The organism is Xenorhabdus bakwenae, assembly GCF_030272115.1.
Lineage (GTDB): Bacteria > Pseudomonadota > Gammaproteobacteria > Enterobacterales > Enterobacteriaceae > Xenorhabdus > Xenorhabdus bakwenae.
On the sequence record NZ_CP119194.1, the window covers coordinates 1,159,761 to 1,179,516 of the forward strand.

Annotated in this window: 20 protein-coding genes; 12 read left to right on the forward strand and 8 right to left on the reverse strand. The window is 43.4% G+C overall.

Annotated elements, in window-relative coordinates:
* Positions 1 to 17: 17 nt before the first annotated feature.
* The 4 genes from PXH59_RS06405 to PXH59_RS06420 all read left to right on the forward strand — a co-directional run bounded on the left by PXH59_RS06405 (position 18) and on the right by PXH59_RS06420 (position 2,019).
* Positions 18 to 724 (forward strand): IS1 family transposase gene (locus PXH59_RS06405; RefSeq protein WP_285808308.1). Its coding sequence is split into 2 segments (ribosomal slippage): positions 18 to 267 and positions 267 to 724, totalling 708 coding nucleotides; the frame shifts between segments, so codons are not numbered across the junction.
* A gap of 162 nt (positions 725 to 886) precedes the next feature.
* Complete coding sequence (locus tag PXH59_RS06410; RefSeq protein WP_047771413.1) at positions 887 to 1,069, forward strand: hypothetical protein; 183 nt, start codon at positions 887 to 889, stop codon at positions 1,067 to 1,069.
* Positions 1,059 to 1,481, forward strand: coding sequence for a hypothetical protein (locus tag PXH59_RS06415; RefSeq protein WP_285810879.1), 423 nt, complete (start codon positions 1,059 to 1,061; stop codon positions 1,479 to 1,481). The genes PXH59_RS06410 and PXH59_RS06415 overlap by 11 nt, the downstream gene beginning before the upstream one ends.
* Before the next feature lie 172 nt (positions 1,482 to 1,653).
* Complete coding sequence (locus tag PXH59_RS06420; RefSeq protein ID WP_352232125.1) at positions 1,654 to 2,019, forward strand: MT-A70 family methyltransferase; 366 nt, start codon at positions 1,654 to 1,656, stop codon at positions 2,017 to 2,019.
* Here PXH59_RS06420 and PXH59_RS06425 read toward each other — a convergent pair.
* Positions 2,020 to 2,726, reverse strand: a protein-coding gene (locus PXH59_RS06425) for an IS1 family transposase (RefSeq protein WP_285808308.1) whose coding sequence is annotated in 2 segments (ribosomal slippage) — positions 2,020 to 2,477 and positions 2,477 to 2,726 — 708 coding nt in all. Because the reading frame shifts where the segments join, the coding sequence is not laid out codon by codon here.
* 56 nt (positions 2,727 to 2,782) lie between these two features.
* On the opposite strand from PXH59_RS06425, the gene PXH59_RS06430 reads away from it, so the two are divergent.
* Complete coding sequence (locus tag PXH59_RS06430) at positions 2,783 to 2,899, forward strand: class I SAM-dependent methyltransferase family protein (protein ID WP_434223347.1); 117 nt, start codon at positions 2,783 to 2,785, stop codon at positions 2,897 to 2,899.
* A gap of 171 nt (positions 2,900 to 3,070) precedes the next feature.
* Here the strand turns inward: PXH59_RS06430 and PXH59_RS06435 are convergent, their stop codons facing one another.
* Entirely contained in the window at positions 3,071 to 3,448 is a 378-nt protein-coding gene (locus tag PXH59_RS06435) for a hypothetical protein (protein ID WP_047767245.1), read from the reverse strand.
* Between the two features lie 314 nt (positions 3,449 to 3,762).
* On the opposite strand from PXH59_RS06435, the gene dauA reads away from it, so the two are divergent.
* Together dauA and PXH59_RS06445 are read left to right on the forward strand one after the other, a co-directional pair.
* Positions 3,763 to 5,451, forward strand: a complete 1,689-nt coding sequence (gene dauA, locus PXH59_RS06440) for a C4-dicarboxylic acid transporter DauA (protein WP_285810880.1) — start codon at positions 3,763 to 3,765, stop codon at positions 5,449 to 5,451.
* Positions 5,452 to 5,577: 126 nt separating this feature from the next.
* Positions 5,578 to 6,489 carry a hypothetical protein gene (locus tag PXH59_RS06445; protein WP_285810881.1) on the forward strand — a complete coding sequence of 304 codons (912 nt, stop codon included), beginning with the start codon at positions 5,578 to 5,580 and terminating at the stop codon, positions 6,487 to 6,489.
* Positions 6,490 to 6,556: 67 nt separating this feature from the next.
* Here the strand turns inward: PXH59_RS06445 and kdsA are convergent, their stop codons facing one another.
* The 5 genes from kdsA to hemA form a co-directional block, all read right to left on the reverse strand.
* Positions 6,557 to 7,411 (reverse strand): 3-deoxy-8-phosphooctulonate synthase, encoded by an 855-nt coding sequence (kdsA, locus tag PXH59_RS06450; RefSeq protein WP_285810882.1) that lies wholly within the window; start codon positions 7,409 to 7,411, stop codon positions 6,557 to 6,559.
* 85 nt (positions 7,412 to 7,496) lie between these two features.
* On the reverse strand, positions 7,497 to 8,306 hold the full coding sequence (sirB1, locus tag PXH59_RS06455; RefSeq protein ID WP_285810883.1) for an invasion regulator SirB1: 810 nt from the start codon (positions 8,304 to 8,306) through the stop codon (positions 7,497 to 7,499).
* Positions 8,290 to 9,150, reverse strand: a complete 861-nt coding sequence (gene prmC / locus PXH59_RS06460; protein WP_285810884.1) for a peptide chain release factor N(5)-glutamine methyltransferase — start codon at positions 9,148 to 9,150, stop codon at positions 8,290 to 8,292. Before prmC ends, sirB1 begins: the two co-directional genes overlap by 17 nt.
* Positions 9,150 to 10,232: a peptide chain release factor 1 gene (prfA, locus tag PXH59_RS06465; RefSeq protein ID WP_285810885.1), complete on the reverse strand. Its 1,083-nt coding sequence runs from the start codon at positions 10,230 to 10,232 to the stop codon at positions 9,150 to 9,152. The genes prmC and prfA overlap by 1 nt, the downstream gene beginning before the upstream one ends.
* 35 nt (positions 10,233 to 10,267) lie before the next feature.
* Positions 10,268 to 11,530 (reverse strand): glutamyl-tRNA reductase, encoded by a 1,263-nt coding sequence (gene hemA / locus PXH59_RS06470; protein ID WP_285810886.1) that lies wholly within the window; start codon positions 11,528 to 11,530, stop codon positions 10,268 to 10,270.
* Between the two features lie 297 nt (positions 11,531 to 11,827).
* Between hemA and lolB the strand changes: the two genes are divergently transcribed.
* The 5 genes from lolB to PXH59_RS06495 all read left to right on the forward strand — a co-directional run bounded on the left by lolB (position 11,828) and on the right by PXH59_RS06495 (position 19,311).
* Entirely contained in the window at positions 11,828 to 12,445 is a 618-nt protein-coding gene (lolB, locus tag PXH59_RS06475) for a lipoprotein insertase outer membrane protein LolB (RefSeq protein ID WP_047767160.1), read from the forward strand.
* Positions 12,445 to 13,365, forward strand: a complete 921-nt coding sequence (gene ispE / locus PXH59_RS06480) for a 4-(cytidine 5'-diphospho)-2-C-methyl-D-erythritol kinase (protein WP_047767162.1) — start codon at positions 12,445 to 12,447, stop codon at positions 13,363 to 13,365. The genes lolB and ispE overlap by 1 nt, the downstream gene beginning before the upstream one ends.
* A 54-nt stretch (positions 13,366 to 13,419) precedes the next feature.
* Positions 13,420 to 14,367 carry a ribose-phosphate diphosphokinase gene (gene prs / locus PXH59_RS06485; protein ID WP_120211349.1) on the forward strand — a complete coding sequence of 316 codons (948 nt, stop codon included), beginning with the start codon at positions 13,420 to 13,422 and terminating at the stop codon, positions 14,365 to 14,367.
* A 776-nt stretch (positions 14,368 to 15,143) separates the two neighbouring features.
* On the forward strand, positions 15,144 to 17,135 hold the full coding sequence (locus PXH59_RS06490; RefSeq protein WP_285810887.1) for an autotransporter outer membrane beta-barrel domain-containing protein: 1,992 nt from the start codon (positions 15,144 to 15,146) through the stop codon (positions 17,133 to 17,135).
* A gap of 247 nt (positions 17,136 to 17,382) precedes the next feature.
* Positions 17,383 to 19,311, forward strand: a complete 1,929-nt coding sequence (locus tag PXH59_RS06495; protein ID WP_285810888.1) for an autotransporter outer membrane beta-barrel domain-containing protein — start codon at positions 17,383 to 17,385, stop codon at positions 19,309 to 19,311.
* Positions 19,312 to 19,427: 116 nt separating this feature from the next.
* Here the strand turns inward: PXH59_RS06495 and ychH are convergent, their stop codons facing one another.
* Complete coding sequence (gene ychH / locus PXH59_RS06500) at positions 19,428 to 19,703, reverse strand: stress-induced protein YchH (protein WP_285810889.1); 276 nt, start codon at positions 19,701 to 19,703, stop codon at positions 19,428 to 19,430.
* Between the last annotated feature and the right edge of the window lie 53 nt (positions 19,704 to 19,756).

The window sequence follows — 19,756 nt, forward strand, 5'->3', positions numbered from 1 at the left end:
TTTATTACTGGTGAGATATGGCTAAAGTTGATGTGGTTTGTCGTTACTGTCACAAAGCGGAAGAGGTCAAAGGGCATGGAAAAGGAAGCAGCGGACATCAGCGTTATCACTGTTATGCCTGCCGTAAAACCTTTCAACTGAATTACACCTACCAAGCCTGCAAACCCGGAATGAAAGATCAGATTGTGGATATGGCTGCGAATAATGGCGGTATCAGAGACACCGCTCGTGTCCTGAAGGTGGGTATCAACACCGTTCTTCGTACCCTAAAAAACTCGAACCCAGACAGGTAACTACACTGCCGCTGGCCGCAAATAATATTCATATTATCTGCGAAATTGATGAACAATGGTCTTTTGTCGGTAACAAGAAGAATCAGCGCTGGCTTTGGTATGCCTGGGAACCGGAGCAAAAGCAAATAATCGCGCACGTATTGGGGGATCGCAGCAGGAAAACACTGAGCAAATTGCTGGCACTTCTGGCTCCTTTCGAAATTCAATTTTTCTGTACCGATAATTATGCCGTTTACGATTGCCTTTCTGAGGAAAAACACTTTAGAGGGAAGAAATTTACTCAACGTATCGAAAGAACCAATCTGACCTTACGTACTCGCATCAAGAGACTGAATCGGAAAACGATCTGTTATTCCAAATCCGAAGAAATGCATGACAAAGTGATAGGCACTTTCATTGAGCGTGAATACTATCTTCCAAAGGTTATCTAACTATTGGGTGCATGACCCGTGTGGCAATCCACAACCATGTGGATGTAATAATCCTGATCCGTTGTATGTAGAGTCATTTTATTGGCAGTGGGTGGATATTTACGGCACTGATAGCTGGAACTCTAACCCGTGGGTTTGGACAATTGAGTTTCGGAGGATTGAATGAGAAATGACAAAGTAGTATGCGCCAAACGTCAATGTAAACATATTCATTATGAAAACGATCGGGTTGGAGTTCCAGACCCTGAATTCCCAAATTTTGCATTTATTCAAACGTGTCCAAAATGCGGCGCTGATAATTTTTATATAATAGAAGAATTGAGCGAGAATAATCATGAACAATAATGTAATTGAGTTGGCGCGAGAATCAGTTAGCAATATCACCGATGAATATATTACTGAACATTTTAAAGGAACTAATTACGGGCACGAAAATCATCGAGCCATAATTGAACAAGGATGTTTAAAAACCATGGCGGGATATAGTAATGGCGGAACCACGAAATCAATATTAATTAAAATGGGGTTAATTACAGAAAGGGGTAAATTAACCAAATTAGGTCGTGAATTTTTATATCGTTCGTTTGAACTGAGGCCATGTAATGGCAGGTTAGGAGATAAACTCGCTGAATATGAAAATATGAAGCCTGTGGCTATATATAATTTAGCTGATGGCGAGGTTTATAAAAGCATTCATGATATAGGTGATGGAAAAAGCGTATTCGCAGTAAACCTATATCCTCACCGCAACAAATAGAGAATCATCATGGATATTATCGACGCAGCGAATGAATTAAATGAGCTGAGGTTATCTCATGCACTCCAGAACCGCCCACCAGCATTAACCAGTATCAACGGCATGTGCCGATGGTGTGAGACGGAGCCAGCAGCACACGGTGCATTCTGTAGCCGGGAATGCGGGGAGGATTATGAGCGGGATAGGCGGAGAGATGGAACAAAAATACAGCCTGATATTAGCTGATCCCCCGTGGCAATATAATAATGCAGTCAGCAACGGAGCCGCTAATAACCACTACGCTACCACCGATTTTTATTCCCTCACCCGACTCCCCATAGAACAAATAGCCGCGGAAAACTCCGTACTCTGTATGTGGTGCACAGGGAATTTTTCGGCTGAGGCTATGAAGTTGGCCTCAGCATGGGGATTCACGGTCAAAACGATGAAATTGTTCACGTGGGTAAAACTCAACAAACTGGCAATGGAGCGCATAGATAGAGCCATTCAGGAGGAGAAACTGCTCGACAGTTGGGATTTTAGGTCATGCACCCAATAGTTAGATAACCTTTGGAAGATAGTATTCACGCTCAATGAAAGTGCCTATCACTTTGTCATGCATTTCTTCGGATTTGGAATAACAGATCGTTTTCCGATTCAGTCTCTTGATGCGAGTACGTAAGGTCAGATTGGTTCTTTCGATACGTTGAGTAAATTTCTTCCCTCTAAAGTGTTTTTCCTCAGAAAGGCAATCGTAAACGGCATAATTATCGGTACAGAAAAATTGAATTTCGAAAGGAGCCAGAAGTGCCAGCAATTTGCTCAGTGTTTTCCTGCTGCGATCCCCCAATACGTGCGCGATTATTTGCTTTTGCTCCGGTTCCCAGGCATACCAAAGCCAGCGCTGATTCTTCTTGTTACCGACAAAAGACCATTGTTCATCAATTTCGCAGATAATATGAATATTATTTGCGGCCAGCGGCAGTGTAGTTACCTGTCTGGGTTCGAGTTTTTTAGGGTACGAAGAACGGTGTTGATACCCACCTTCAGGACACGAGCGGTGTCTCTGATACCGCCATTATTCGCAGCCATATCCACAATCTGATCTTTCATTCCGGGTTTGCAGGCTTGGTAGGTGTAATTCAGTTGAAAGGTTTTACGGCAGGCATAACAGTGATAACGCTGATGTCCGCTGCTTCCTTTTCCATGCCCTTTGACCTCTTCCGCTTTGTGACAGTAACGACAAACCACATCAACTTTAGCCATATCTCACCAGTAATAAAAAGTGGGGAGTTTACTACAACAATCTAATGATTGGAAGCATGACCGAAATAGACGCATTGGTAGAAACAGCGGGGTTTGAAAAACAGTATCAAATAACAGATAACTGGGGGATTTTTACTGTATCGATTGCCAAGAAAGTCCATATTGAGAATTGATTTATTATCGCCTACGCCTCCTCAGAGGCGTAGAAATTAACCGATTAGTTTGATACTGGAAGATTATATTGGATCTTTAGAAAGTCGTTTTCATTAAATTCAATGTTTGCTTTTTCTCCCTTATCATTTAATATTTTTTCCACAATAAGATTGTTCAATGGCCTAATAATATTAAGAAGCTGATTGATCATTATCAGCAGAGTGCTCAGACCAGAAAAAGTCATCATTACCAATGCCGCCATATCCTCCTGTTAACCAAATTATCGCCGGATATTTTTTAGTCTTATCGACTGGTGGTGTGCTAAGAAAGGCAGCCATGTTCCCATCTTCAGCAGGATAATGTATTAAAGAAAAAATATCTTTTGGCGGTATGGCCGGTTGTCCATCACCAACAAAACTGCTATCAACAATTTGAGTTTTGAATTTATTATGTGCTTCAGCATAAGCATCTTCACGTAATTTAAAACTGTAATTGTCTTCATCACACGCCGAGAGTAAAGAACTAAAAACAAGAGGAACAACTTTTAACCATTGGTATTGTTTTTTCATAAAAATTAGCCTAATAACTCTTTGTTAAACGTTATATTTTCTTCTCTTTATTTTTATCATTTAGACCTAGACTTTAAAAGCTCAAATATAAGTGTAATCCAACAATTATCTGACTGTTTTAATAACTTCAATACAATTTCCCCATCGATAAAACTCGTACTACAATGATTGAGAAAGAGCATTTTCCAAAAGCTGACAAGTAAAATTAGTTAACTTTTTGACATATAACACTTTTCTGAGCTGATAAAAGCGATATGCTAATATCACTTTTTTCAGCTCATCACTTGCTATCTTATTTTTGGGTTCTCAATTAAATGAATACTCGTAAAATTAAGGGAATACGTCCATTTAGTGCGCTTATTGACGCTTGTTGGAAAGAAACTTACTCTTTCCACCGTTTTATTAAAGACCTGATTGCCGGGATCACCGTGGGAATCATTGCTATCCCACTGGCGATGGCGCTGGCAATCGGCAGTGGTGTTGCACCACAATACGGCCTGTATACTGCGGCCATTGCCGGCATGATTATTGCTGTGACCGGAGGATCACGCTATAGCGTTTCCGGCCCTACTGCGGCTTTTGTGGTGATACTCTATCCTGTATCACAACAATTTGGCCTCAGTGGCTTGCTCATTGCCACGCTCATGTCAGGCATCATTCTGCTTATCATGGGATTAGCGCGATTAGGCCGACTGATTGAGTACATTCCACTGTCTGTTACGCTTGGATTCACTTCTGGTATTGCTATTACCATCGCTACCATGCAAGTGCAGAATTTCTTCGGCCTGAAATTAGATCCTGTGCCGGAAAATTATATTAATAAGGTGATTGCCCTCTCCCAAACGTTTCCTTCATTACAACTCAGCGATACCCTCATTGGTTTAACAACCCTGCTGGTATTGATTTTCTGGTCAAAGCTTGGGTTAAAGTTACCGGGTCACTTACCGGCTTTGATGGCAGGTACGGGTATTATGGGGATCATGCATCTGCTAGGCCACGATGTGGCAACGATTGGTTCATCATTTAGCTATACGCTGGAAGAAGGTACACAAGGCCAAGGTATTCCCCCTATTCTTCCTCAATTTGTCCTGCCGTGGCAATTACCTGATACTCATCCGTTTGATATGAACTGGAATACAGTATCAGCATTACTGCCCGCTGCATTTTCGATGGCAATGTTAGGGGCAATTGAATCCCTGTTGTGCGCTGTTATTTTGGATGGCATGACCGGAAAAAAACATCATTCCAACAGTGAATTAATCGGTCAGGGAATGGGTAATATTGTCGCCCCTTTCTTTGGCGGGATCACCGCAACTGCGGCTATTGCGCGTTCAGCCGCCAATGTGCGGGCAGGCGCAACCTCACCCATTGCCGCTGTTGTTCACTCCCTGCTGGTATTATTAGCGCTGCTGGTTCTTGCCCCAATGCTTTCTTATCTACCGCTTGCCGCCATGTCAGCCATTTTGTTGATTGTGGCGTGGAATATGAGCGAAACCCATAAGGTGGTGGATCTCATCCGCCGTGCTCCCAAAGACGATATCATCGTGATGTTGCTGTGTATGTCATTAACTGTTCTGTTTGATATGGTAGTGGCAATCACGATAGGCATTGTGCTGGCTTCACTGCTGTTTATGCGCAAAATTGCCAATATGACCCGAATCAGCATTTCTCCTGTCACAAATCAGGATACGGGTTTGTTGGTTGTGCGAGTTAATGGTCCTCTGTTTTTTGCAGCTGCGGAGCGCATTTTTGCTGAACTGAAAGAACAAGGAACCGATTATCACACCATTATTATGCAGTGGGATGCGGTTCCGGTTCTGGATGCAGGCGGGTTACATGCCTTTCAAGGGTTTGTTCGGGAGATGGGAAAAGAGAAACATCTCGTTGTGTGCGATATCGCTTTCCAGCCCTTGAAAACGTTGGCACGCGCCAAAGTCGAACCGATCAAAGGGCAATTGAGTTTTTATGCCACTTTATCCAACGCGCTGAAAGAAATAAATTAACCTAAATCTCCGAATAAGAATATTAGATGATTTTTTTGGTCTAATATTCTTCTTGTCAGTCTCAAAATAAACTCACTTTTCACCCCGAATTTGACATAACTATGAATGCAGATAGGGAGAATTTTCATGCTTTTTTCACTCAATAAACATCTTACGGCAATTATATTAATGGTTTTCTCTTCCGTTACGCCAGGGTTTGTCACAGACTCCATGGCTGCTGAAGAAGTCATACATATAGATTTTCAGTTTGATGAATTTTCTATACCAATAGCAAATCTCGAAATTGATGGAAAAAAGCAAAATTTAATGTTCGATACGGGATCATCTCGAGGATTCCATTTAACTAAAGAGTTTATGTCGGAAATACCAGGCTTAGAGATAGATCCTGAAAAAGCACGCTCTACCGACGTTACAGGCAAAGTTTATTTTAATGACCAATTTAACATTCCAAAACTTTCAATAAACGGGATGATATTTAAAGATATTACCGGCGTTTCGCTAAAACCATGGGGAGTGACCTTATTAGGTAAAGAAAAGAAACTTCCCACTTCGATGGTAATAGGCCTTGGTTTATTCGAAGACAAAGTTATTCTTATTGATTACAAAAAACAACGATTGTCAGTTTCTGACCATTTACAAGCATTGAGCGTCAATATATCTGATGGTTGGAACGAATTACCGCTGAGGCTCACGCAAGAAGGCATTGCTGTCAAAGTTTCACAAAACGCCAAGAGTTACAACATGATCCTGGATACTGGTGCGTCAGCTTCGGTTTTTTGGAGAACAAGGCTGCAATCACCTCCCGTTATCCTTCCCTGTGGGGCGTTAAGAGAAGATCTGGCCAATGAAGAATGTACTGTATCGGCATTTCAACTTGATGAGGCAGGCGCTAACGCCATAAAACTGAATTCATTACTGGTTGATGGGGAGTTTAATCAGTTAAATGCTGATGGACTCATTGGCAATAACTTCTTCAATCAATATGCAGTATTAATTGATTTTCCTGGCAAGAGATTATTTATTAAAAATAATACGTAAAAAAATCAGCGGTTACAGAGTCAAGTATCTGTAACCGCATTCTCAAAAAATTCGAAAGCTCAAATGATTATTTGCTGGTATCCAGCTCTGGGAAATTTTTCACCACATCATCAATGGCTTTTATCTGCATCAGGAATGGCGCCAGTTTTGCCAGCGGCAGTGCTGACGGACCATCACATTTTGCATTTTCTGGATCAGGATGGGCTTCAAGGAACAAACCGGCAATTCCTACCGCCATACCCGCACGGGCCAGTTCTGACACTTGCGCACGACGCCCCCCGGAAGCTGCACCAAAGGGATCACGGCATTGTAATGAGTGAGTGACATCAAAAATCACGGGTGAGCCATTGGTTGCCTGTTTCATGACACCAAAGCCCAACATATCGACAACCAGATTGTCGTAACCAAAATTACTGCCACGGTCACACAATATTACCTGATCGTTGCCACCTTCTTGAAATTTGTCAACGATATTCCCCATCTGGCCCGGGCTAACAAACTGCGGTTTTTTGACATTGATCACTGCACCCGTTTTTGCCATCGCTTCAACCAGATCAGTCTGGCGGGCAAGGAAAGCGGGAAGCTGGATAACATCAACCACATCTGCAACAGGCTGGGCTTGCGCGGGTTCATGTATATCAGTGATGATTTTCACGCCAAAAATCTGTTTCAGATCCTGAAAAATTCTCAGGCCCTCTTCCAAACCAGGCCCGCGATAGGAATGAATAGAAGAACGGTTAGCCTTATCAAAAGACGCCTTAAAAACATAAGGAATGCCCAGTTTTTGCGTTACGGTCACATAGTGTTCACAAATGCGCATGGCCAAATCCCGTGACTCAAGGACATTCATACCACCAAACAGTACAAAAGGCAGATCATTTGCGACCTTGATGTCACCAATATTAACCACTTTCTGTTGCATGTTTATACCTTCTCTTGTTAAGGGCAAATAAATTTGTATCTATAAAAATAAATAAAGGGCAAAGAAATGCTGCCTTATAACGCCTTTAATGGAGGATTAGCGTTCTCTGATCAATAGAGTTAATCTGCATTTTTATCATTTCTGAGATAGGGTCTTCAGGACAATGCTCCACGAAATAACTCAAATCTGAAACAGCAATGTGATTACAATCGAGCTGCGCATAAATCAACCCTCGGTCGCGGATTTCATATGGATCATCGGGATCGAACATCAGCACGATTTCGCTGGCTTTTAACGCCAACTCCATCTTTTTCTCTTCCATTAAGGAAATTTTGATAATATCGGTAACTTTTCGCACAATGCTGTTATTATCGGCTTCCTGTAAATCCTTATTTTCCAAACGGATCATCGGGCCAATATTACCTTTCAACCAGACATCAAGGATATGTTCGTTGAGCGTATCGCCATTCATCGGGTTAATAAACCATGTCGGCTCATCAGCCAAATCAAGTCGCAAGATTAACTGTGTCGGGAATATAACAGGCTGTACGGGCAATGCCAGCGCCTGAGCAATATGGGTAAATATCGTTCCCAATGTTACGGGAGCGCCTTGGCGTGAACGCAATACATTATCCAACCACAGGGTATCAGATAAACAATACACCCCATTCGCGCCGCCAAATTTCCATTCTCGATAGAAAAGTGTCAATAGTGCTTGTAATTTTGCTTTGGCATCAGTAATAGAGGAAAGTTTTTGGCGCGCTTCTTCAATCAATATAATTAACTGCTCAGTCACCATTGCGTGGTGGAAATCAGGACGAATGGCCCGCGTTACCAGAATAATACCCTCTATCAGGGAAGCATTATTGAATTCATAATTAACTATGGTTTTCATCTTTATTCCATCGACCTACCGTGATACGTTCGTTACCACCATAATCCTGAAAAGTTGCTATCTGTTGATAACCTTTTTCCAAAAATAGGTTTCTGACAACGATTCCCTGTTTCCAGCCATGTTCCAATAATAGCCATCCGTTTGGTAACAGGAAGTGGCGAGCCTGCTCTATAATTGTCTGCAAATCGGCTATACCATTTTGTGCAGCGATCAATGCAGCGGCTGGTTCAAACCTGACATCTCCTTCGTGCAGATGAGGGTCAAGCTCATCAATATAGGGAGGATTACTGACAATCATATCAAATTGTCTTTCCCCAACCGCAGAAAACCACTCACTTTGCAGAAAATTCACATTGTGAACAGGCAATTTTCCCGTGTTTCTTGCCGCATTATGTTTTGCCAATGCGACGGCATCAGGATTGATATCCACGCCAGTGACACTGCAATCCTGCCGCTCACTTGCCAGCGCCAGTGCAATGGCTCCGGTTCCCGTGCCGAGATCCAAGATCTGTGCCGATGATTCAGGCAATAGTTCCAAGGCTTTTTCAACCAGGCATTCCGTATCAGGACGTGGGATTAACGTTGCGGGTGATACCGTAAGAGACAGCGACCAAAATTCACGCTCCCCCACAATATAAGCAATCGGCTCTCCCTGAATGCGACGAGCCAGCAAAATATCAAGCTGGCTCGCTTCCTCTGGGGAAACAGGCGTTTCATTGAATGCAATTAAATAAGTACGGGAACGCCCTGTTACATGTTGCAACAGGATTTCTGCATCACGCTTCGGGCTATCACTTGTAATCAACTGCGCAGCCGCATGCTGGAGCCAGTGTTGATAATTCATCAATCCTGCTCTGACAATGCAGACAGTTGGTCTGCCTGATATTCAGTAACAATAGGCTGGATAAGCATATCCAGTTTGCCTTCCATCACTTCCTCAAGACGGTATAACGTCAGGTTGATACGGTGATCAGTAACCCGCCCTTGTGGGAAGTTATAGGTACGGTTGCGATCTGAACGGTCACCGGAGCCGAGCAAATTACGCCGTTCGCAAGCTTCAGCTTCTTGACGCTTCCGCATCTCAGCGGCACGAATACGCGCACCAAGCACCGACATTGCTTTTGCTTTGTTCTTATGCTGGGAGCGCTCATCCTGGCACTCGACGACAATTCCCGTTGGTAAGTGGGTAATTCGAATTGCAGAATCCGTGGTGTTGACGTGCTGTCCACCCGCACCGGAAGAACGAAAAGTGTCAATTTTCAGGTCGCCCGGATTGATTTCCGGTAATTCTGCTTCTGGAATTTCTGGCAGAACAGCCACGGTACACGCAGAAGTGTGAATACGCCCCTGTGACTCTGTTTCCGGCACCCGCTGAACACGATGACCACCAGACTCAAATTTCAGGTGACCATAAACTTGCTCGCCCGAAATTTTAGCAATCACTTCCTTATATCCACCATGCTCACCCTCATTAGCACTCATAAGCTCCACTTTCCAACGACGGGATTCTGCATAACGGCTATACATACGGAATAAATCGCCCGCAAATATCGCCGCTTCATCACCACCGGTTCCGGCACGGACTTCAAGGAAACAGTTACGCTCATCATCCGGATCTTTCGGCAATAACAGCAGTTGCAGTTGCTGTTCCAGCTCTTCATTACGAATTTTTGCGCTTTTGAGTTCTTCCTGTGCCATTTCCCGCATTTCGGGATCATTAAGCATCATTTCAGCTGTTTCAATATCATCCTGAACGCTTTTCCAGGCTTTAAAACAGTTAGTCACATCGGTCAGCTGGGCATATTCCTTTGATAACGCGCGAAAACGTTCTTGATCAGAAATGACTTCTGCATCACCGAGGTGAGCCAAAACTTCTTCATGGCGTTCTTGTAGTGCTTCCAATTTAGCGACAATAGAAGGCTTCATTCGTAATATCAGACCTTATTTAGAATAGGGTTAGGTTAGTTATGATCCAGCCCAAGGCTGTCCCGTAATAGATTCAGGCGTTCCAAATCGCCATCACTGGCAGCCTGTTGGAGAGATTTAGTCGGTGTATGGATCAGACGATTCGTCAATTGGTGGGTCAATTGGTTAATGATCTGTTCGGCATCAGCACCCTGCCGTATGGACATCAATGCCTTTGCCGTCATCTCAGCCCTGATTTTCTCTGCCTGTTCTCGATATTCTCGAATTGTATTAACCGCGCCTTGAGAACGCAACCAATCCATGAAATAGCTGCTTTCTTGTTGCACAATCCCTTCCGCAACCACTGCCGCAGCTTTACGTTGGGCAAGATTTTGCTGAATGATAGCCTGTAAATCATCCACACTGTACAGATAAACATCACTCAATTTTTCCACATCCGGTTCAATATCACGAGGAACGGCAATGTCAATCAGCAACATGGGTTGGTTACGACGTAATTTCAACGCCCTTTCGACCATGCCTTTGCCGATGATCGGCAAGGGGCTGGCGGTGGAGCTAATAACAATATCCGCTTCAGCCAATCGGGTATCGATATCTGGCAGGGAAATGACTTCTGCATTGACTTCACTGGCAAGCATCTGTGCCCGTTCTTTTGTCCGGTTGGCGATCATCATGTGATTCACACCATGCTCTTTTAGATGACGGGCAACCAGTTCGATCGTTTCCCCCGCGCCCACCAGCAGGATATTCAATTGGGAAAGGGATTCGAAAATTTGCCGTGCAAGTGTACAGGCCGCAAATGCTACGGAAACGGCATTGGCGCCAATTTCTGTTTCTGTTCTGATCCGCTTCGCCACCGAGAAAGATTTTTGGAATAAACGTTCCAGTTCACTCGACAGAGATTGATAATTTTGCGACTCAGCGAAAGCCTTTTTCACCTGTCCCAAAATCTGCGGTTCCCCCAATACAAGGGAATCCAGGCCACTCGCAACCCGCATTAAATGGCTGACGGCCGCATTGTCTGAATACCAGTAGAGGCTTCCTGTCAAATCATCAGGGTTAAGTTGATGATATCGGCATAGCCAATTAATCAGCTGTTCTTCAAAATTACCCTGTTGTTCAACACTGAGGTAAAGCTCTGTACGGTTGCAGGTGGACAGCACAACGCCGCCTCGCACCAACGGTTGCTGGAGCAAGTCATCAAGCGCTAATCCTATCGTGTCAGGAGAAAAGGCCACCCGCTCACGTAAAGAAACAGGCGCGGTTTTATGGTTAATACCGAGTGCTAATAAAGTCATCTTAACTGCATTGAGTTATCATAGGAGGCAAGGTTATGATGATATCGATAATTATTCTCATAAACTCCCACCCTTCATAAGGACTCTCATTGGTCGAGCATTCTACTTGATGCATCAGTGCAATAAAAGTCAATCAGGTGATTATGCGATAATTTTATTTGAGAATTCTCAGCGAACTTTCGCTAAATTACGTTATATGATTATAGGCTTGGGGAGCATACTTTAAGTTGTTATATAAATATTGCCATATTTATAACCGATAAAATACCACGCTCTCTTACTACCAAGGGTTACCGTATGAAAATGTCTGTTTTTTTTCGCTTACTTCCTCTCTCCGGCGTTTTACTGACTGCCTGTACCGTCACGCAACCCCCTATGGGCACGGGATCAGCGGATACACCACAATGGCACGCCCGTGAACAGCAATTGCAAAAATTAGGGCATTACCAAACCCGAGGTTCTTTCGCTTATCTGGCAGATGAAAAAAAAGTGTACGCCCGATTTTTCTGGCAACAATATTCGCCTGACAATTATAAATTATTGCTGCTCAATCCACTGGGTACAACAGAGTTGGAATTATTCGTTAAACCGAATATGATTCAGGTCACGGATAATAATGGTAAAAAATATCTCAGTGATAAACCCGAATCTTTAATTTACCAACTGACCAATATGAATATTCCTCTGGATAATCTACGAAGCTGGATCATCGGACTACCTGGTAGTGCCAACGTTTTTCAGTTGGATGCCAATTACCTGCTTAAATCCGTTAGTGACAAAAATGATGGTGAAGTTTGGCGAGTGAATTATCAAGGATACGATACCTCGATCACGCCAGCCTTACCCACCCGACTGGAGCTGACGCAAGGAAACAACCGCATAAAATTAAAGATGGATAACTGGACAATTCAATAATGACGTTAACCTGGCCTTCTCCGGCAAAATTGAATTTATTTTTGTATATCACCGGGCAGCGGCCTGACGGCTACCACGAACTGCAAACACTGTTTCAATTTTTAGATTATGGCGATGAAATCACTATTTCACCGCGCCAAGATAATCAAATCCGCTTACTGACGCCGGTTGCGGGTGTAGCCCATGATGACAACCTGATCGTACGGGCAGCCCGATTATTGCAGAACCATCTATTACAAAAACGCACATTACAGCATCACCATGCAAACACTCAATTCGGCACCGGGCAATCTGTCACCGAACATTTGGGCGCCGATATCTGCGTTGATAAATGCCTGCCGATGGGTGGAGGTTTAGGCGGCGGCTCTTCCAATGCTGCAACGATATTGATTGCCCTGAATTACCATTGGCAAGCCAATCTGCCCGATGATGAATTGGCACAGCTTGGCGTCTGCCTTGGGGCAGACGTTCCCGTATTTGTCAAAGGCCATGCCGCTTTTGCCGAAGGTATTGGAGAAAAACTCCAGCCTGCTTCACCGGAAGAAAAATGGTTTTTGGTTGCCCACCCTGGAATTGAAATATCAACTCCGACGATTTTCACAGATCCTGAATTAAAAAGAAATTCTCCGATTCGCTCTCTACCCGCATTATTACAGGCACCATTTGCCAATGATTGTGAACCAATCGCAAGAAAACGTTTTCGTGAGGTTGAACAGCTTCTTTTATGGCTGTTAGAATACGCACCGTCACGCCTGACCGGAACCGGTGCATGTGTTTTCGGCGAGTTCGAATCAGAAGCATCGGCCCGTAAGGTGTTAAATGAAACTCCAGAGTGGATGCAGGGTTTTGTTGCGCGTGGCGTTAACATTTCGCCATTGCATACATTCCGCTCTGGGATACCCGTGTTATTGAACCAATGAGTTTGTTTGATTGGTCAACAATATCTCTCTGGACGCAAGCCTGAGGTTTTTCTCGTGCCCGATATGAAGCTTTTTGCTGGTAATGCCACACCTGAACTAGCACAACGTGTTGCCAACCGCCTGTACACTAATCTGGGAGACGCTGCTGTCGGTCGTTTCAGCGACGGTGAAGTCAGTGTTCAAATCAATGAAAATGTACGTGGTGGTGATGTTTTCATCATTCAGTCCACCTGTGCACCGACCAATGATAACCTGATGGAATTAGTTGTTATGGTCGATGCGCTACGTCGTGCTTCTGCTGGTCGCATTACCGCTGTTATTCCTTACTTCGGTTATGCCCGTCAGGATCGCCGTGTCCGTTCGGCACGTGTACCTATCACTGCAAAAGTTGTTGCTGATTTTCTGTCCAGCGTTGGTGTAGACCGTGTTCTCACTGTTGACCTACACGCCGAGCAGATCCAAGGTTTCTTTGATGTTCCAGTTGATAATGTATTTGGTAGCCCAATCCTTCTGGAAGATATGCTCCAGAAAGAGCTGGAAAACCCGATTGTTGTCTCCCCAGATATCGGCGGTGTTGTTCGCGCCCGTGCGATTGCCAAGCTACTGAATGATACAGATATGGCTATCATCGATAAACGTCGCCCACGAGCAAACGTTTCTCAGGTCATGCATATTATTGGTGACGTTGCTGGCCGTGATTGCGTTCTGGTTGATGACATGATCGATACAGGTGGCACACTGTGCAAAGCAGCTGAGGCATTGAAAGAGCGCGGAGCGAAACGGGTATTTGCTTACGCAACCCACCCTATTTTCTCTGGCAATGCAGTGGAAAACATCAAGAACTCAGTGATCGATGAATTTGTGGTCTGTGACACCATTCCTCTGTCTGATGAGATTAAGGCGTTGAACAAAGTTCGCACTTTGACACTGTCTGGCATGCTTGCTGAAGCTATCCGCCGTATCAGTAATGAAGAGTCAATCTCTGCGATGTTTGAGCACTAATGTTTTAGTTTTTAGCTTAAATGTTGAGCTAAAACTTATTCAAGTGATTAAATAAATCATTGCCTGAAAAACCCCGTTGTTGCATTTGCAGCAGCGGGGTTTTCTGTTTATTTGATATATTTAGCTAATGTTTTCGCCTTGAATTAATTATCATTATCAATAGTTTTTATTTGAAAATGATTAATTTTTTCAAAAAGTTACCTAACCGTTGTAAATTTCATTCAATAAAATAAAACGATTAAATTGACATACAATCTAATATTAATATCCCACAATTATTCCAACTCATCTGGTACGTCCAGTTCCAGATGCTCTAACAATACTGGTGTCATTGGATAGTTGCTGCTAACCTGTCGCACGCTTAATGGCGGGGGTTTTATTTCCTTACATCACAAATAGTATTGAAAAACAGGTATTATTTCTTATCTAAAAAAATAAATTATCCTAATATGTAAACCATCAATCTCCAGGAACGAAAAGAATAATTTTTGACTGGTTATTTTATATTCATGTTTAAGAGCGGAACTTTTTAAGCTCACATTATCCATAAAAAATGCAAAGCAACATGGCAGTTCAATAACCAGAAACCATAATTAATCGTAGGCAGCCGTTATTAATAAGTCAGCTGTCTTATATGGGGTTATTTCAATATTAAACATATCAACATCTCTAACCTGCTGAGGAAGAGTTGCAGGGTACTTTTTGTCCAAAAACAAGCTTTTCCAAAGACAAGATGTTGATTAATAGCAAAAACGACCTTTTTAAGGAGAGTGCCAATGAAAAAGGCATTTTTATTTACACCTGCACTGCTAGCGCTTTCAATCAATGCTATTTCTAATGCTCATGCTTATAGCCAAGTTTATGTTTTTGGTGATAGTTTGAGTGATAGCGGGAATTTGGGCCGTTTTACCAGTGATGGCAAGAATAGCGTATTGTATGATGAATACTTTACCCAGCAAATAATCGGCAAGACATTGATGCCTTCCAACCGTAAAGGAACTAATTATGCTCAGGGAGGCGCAACCGCTCTTGAAATTCACCGCCAAGATCCTCGATTGAATGCCTTAAATCCTACTACAAAAAAACAGGTTAGCGATTATCTCAGTCAAAACAATAATCAGGCAGATTCCAATGGCATATTCATTCATTGGGTAGGTGGTAACGATCTCGCCGAAGCCTTAGTTGTTGGACTGAAAAATCCTTCTGAGGCTTATAAAATGATCAATACCAGTGCTACCGAAGCCGCTAATCAAATTGATGAACTCATCGATGCAGGTGCAGGGCTGATTGTCGCACCCACAGTCCCTGATATAGGAACGACGCCTACTCTTTTGGGTGGCTTAATAAAAACAGGGTTGGAAGAGAAAGGCGTTTCCGAAAACACCAGTAATGCTATTTTACAAGATGTTCATGTAGGACTTAATAAACATGAAATTCCCAATGATCAGGCTCGTGATATTGCCCTAAAAACAGTGTTTCACACCTTAGCACAAAAAGGTACAGAAATAATTCCAGGGGCTTCTGCGGAACAAATTGAAAAAGAGCTTACGGAGAAATATGAAAAAGCCAGCAAGGATGCCACAGACTCCACAAATCTCTATAACAAACTCATAGATGAGAAGATCAGCCAAAAAAATGCCAATATCTTGCGTGCCGATATCAATGGCTTGCTGAATGAAGTCATTGCCAATCCTCTGATTTATGGCATCCAAAATACATTAGGTTATTCCTGTGCATTAAATGTAGGTGCCAATAAATGCTCCGTCAACGATCCAGGGTTTACTAAAGACAAAGAATTTTTATTCTCTGATTCTTTCCACCCAACTCCGTTGGGACATAAAATAATGGGCCAATACATAACCTCTATCTATATTGCTCCATCACAGGTAATGACCCTGACGCAAGTTAACCGTACCTCCGTTAAAAGCGCCCTCTCCTCCCTTGATGGTCACCTGCAACAACTGCGTAACGGTGGCAACGAACAGGGCAAAGTCGGTGTCTTTGGCGGCTACACGGGCAACCGGAATAAAACCTTTACACTGGGTAGCGATTATCAGCTGATAGATAACCTGCTGTTGGGTGCCATGTACTCTAACTATAAAGAGGAGCGCTCACCTATTGCCGACTTTTCTTATGCAGGCCATGGTCATGTTTTGACAGCGTATACATTGTGGAACTATTACAACAATGGTTGGTTAAGCGGTGACTTCCATTATTCGCGCACCGATTATGACAGCCTGACCCGTGCCATCCAGCTTGGAGAAGCGACACGCAGGGAAACCGGTTCTACCACAGGTAAACAATGGGGAGCACGCATTACCGCTGGTTGGGATATTCCTGTTACTCACTATCTGACCACCAGCCCAATCATCCAGTATGCCTGGGATAAAGGTGAAGTTGATGGCTACCGTGAATCCGGCAACAATAGTACTTCCATGCATTTTAGCGATCAGGATTATACCTCTAACGTTGGCACCCTGGGTTGGCGCGTAGATACTAAACTGGGCCATTTCAATCCTTACGCTTCTGTTCAGTTTAATCACCAATTTAGTGATACACGCTACAAACTGAGCAGTGCCATTAATTCCACCAAAACGTCTTTTGTACAGGAAAGTGGCAAGCAGAGTACTAACTGGCGTCAATATACGGTGGGTTTGAACGCAAACCTGAACAAGAACCTGCGCGGATTTGCTTCCGTCACCCGTAATGACGGCAATAGCCAAGATCCTAGCTACCATTTCAGCTTAGGTATCAACGCGAGTTTCTAAGAAAGCACTGACTCAGGGACGCAGGGCTATAAATATTATGGCCCCGCGTTTTTATTTCATAATCGTTCAACATTTGCATACCTTAGTTAACATTTCATTTAATTTTCGTATATGCAAAGGGAAGTAGTATCGGACTGAAACAATCAGAAAATCAGCCATCAATCGGAGGAGAATGGGTAAATACCCTTTTAAATCAAGGTGTTTTGGCTGGTATGAAAATAATGCGCTGTTTTTTCAGGAGAACGATATGAAAAAAGCACCCTTTTTAGTATCAGCCACGACCGCACTGCTAGTTAACCTCATCACAAATGCTTATGCCTATAACAATGTGTATGTTTTTGGGGATAGTTTGAGTGATGGCGGAAATGTTGGAAGATTCACAACCGATGGAAAAGACGCTGAACTCTATGATGAATATATAGCCCGAAATCTCACTGGCAAAAAACTGACCCGCTCTAAAAATGGCGGGACCAATTATGCATATGGAGGAGCAACAGCCCGTGATACAGGGGATCCATTCTATGATTATATTTCCCACTCAACACAAAAACAGCTTGATGACTATTTGCAAGCGCACTCAGGACGGGCTGATCCGAACGGTTTATACATACATTGGGTGGGAGGCAATGATATATCTCAGGCTCTGCGAGATTCGGCGCAAGGTGACGAAAAAACAGCACAACAGCGTATCAATGACAGTTCTGCATCCGCCGCATCGCAGATTAATCGACTCATTAAGGCTGGAGCGGGGTTAATTATTGTACCTAATGTTCCCGATATTGGTACGACCCCTAAAATTATGGAAGCCGTGCTTAAAGGCGCATTAGAAAAAAGCAAAATACCCAAGGACGAAATCGACAACATTCTGAAACAGGCTCATGAAGCTATCAACAAGTACCCGACACCGAATACGAAAATCAGAAATGGAATCATTCAGGGGGTGTTTAAAAAAATTGCTGAAGGTGCTTCTCCCCAGGATCCAGACAAAGCAAACGAAATTTATCATCAATTGCTTGATGCTTATAATAATACCAGCAAAACTGCTTCCCAATTTTCCAACACATTTAACCAAAACGAAGAAAATCAACTCATTGACGGCAATATCCTGTTTGCCGACGTCAAGCATCTCTTACATGAAGTCATTGAAAATCCGACCATTTATGGTGTTTCTAATACTCTTGGTTATGCCTGTCCATACGATAAGATGGCGTTTGTTTGTTCTTCTTCCGATCCCGGCTTTGATAAAAGCCAACCCTATTTATTTTCCGATAGCTTCCACCCGACCCCTTACGCACACAAAGTCATCGGCCAGTACATCACGTCTATCTACAACGCACCTTTACAAGTGATGGCATTGAATCATATCAACCGAGTCCCAACGACTACCGCGCTAAGCTCGCTTGATGGTCACCTGCAACAACTTCGTAATAATCATCAGGCCAAAGGTAAAGTTGGCATATTCGGGGGCTATACAGGCAATCGCAATAATACCCTCTCATTGGGCAGCGATTATCAACTGACGAATAATTTATTATTAGGCGCAACAATTTCCCGTTATAAAGATGAACAAAATGCAACACCTAATTTCAACTATGCTGCTACCGGTCATGTCATAACCGCTTACACACTATGGAACTACTATGGCAGCGGCTGGCTGAACGGTGATATCCATTATTCACGTACCCATTACGACAATCTGTCGCGCTCCATTCAGCTTGGTCAAGCCACGCGCAGGGAATCAGGTTCAACGATGGGCACACAGTGGGGTTGGCGGATTGCAGCAGGCTGGGATATTCCAGTCACTCGTTACCTGACTACCAGCCCGATCATCCAATATGCATGGGATAAAGGGGAGGTTGATGGCTATCGTGAAACAGGTAACAACAGCACCTCCATGCATTTTGCAGATCAACGCTATCACTCAAAAGTTGGCTCGGTGGGTTGGCGCGTAGAGACTAAACTGGGCCGTTTCAATCCTTATGCTTCTATTCTGTTCAACCATCAATTCGATGATGAACGCTATGCTCTTCGCAGCGCGATCAATGCGACCAAAACAAGTTTCGTCCAACCGGGAGGGAAACAGAATAGAGATCATGTCCAATATACGGTCGGTGTTAATGCCAACCTGACCAATGACTTTCGCGCATTTGCCGCCGTATCACATGAAAAAAAATGATAATGAACCGGATCATGACTACTATTTCAATCTCGGCTTCAATGTCAGCTTTTAATATACTGAACAGTTAACCAATAAGGATAAGGCGGTAGCCATGACCGCCTTATCCAAAATAATCACGAATGTCGCTGGTTTTTACGGCAATAACGTTCATCGTAATTCTTCAGCCACCAATATTTATCAGTAACCTGTTCGCGGCCGCCAATACTGGCTCCTACCAGCCAAATAAACGCCCCAACAAACAATCCCATTAGTGAGAGGCTTGTCAAAAACTCCGAAAGACCAAAATTAAAGATATGACTAAGCAATACATACGCTAAACTAATAAGCATTGCCGCCATGCCCACTCCCATGAGAATATTGCCAAAAATAAAAGCCTTTTTACGTCTCATAACCAACCTCCAATACTTTTTGTGAACGCTAATTTGCAAAGACAACGAACGCA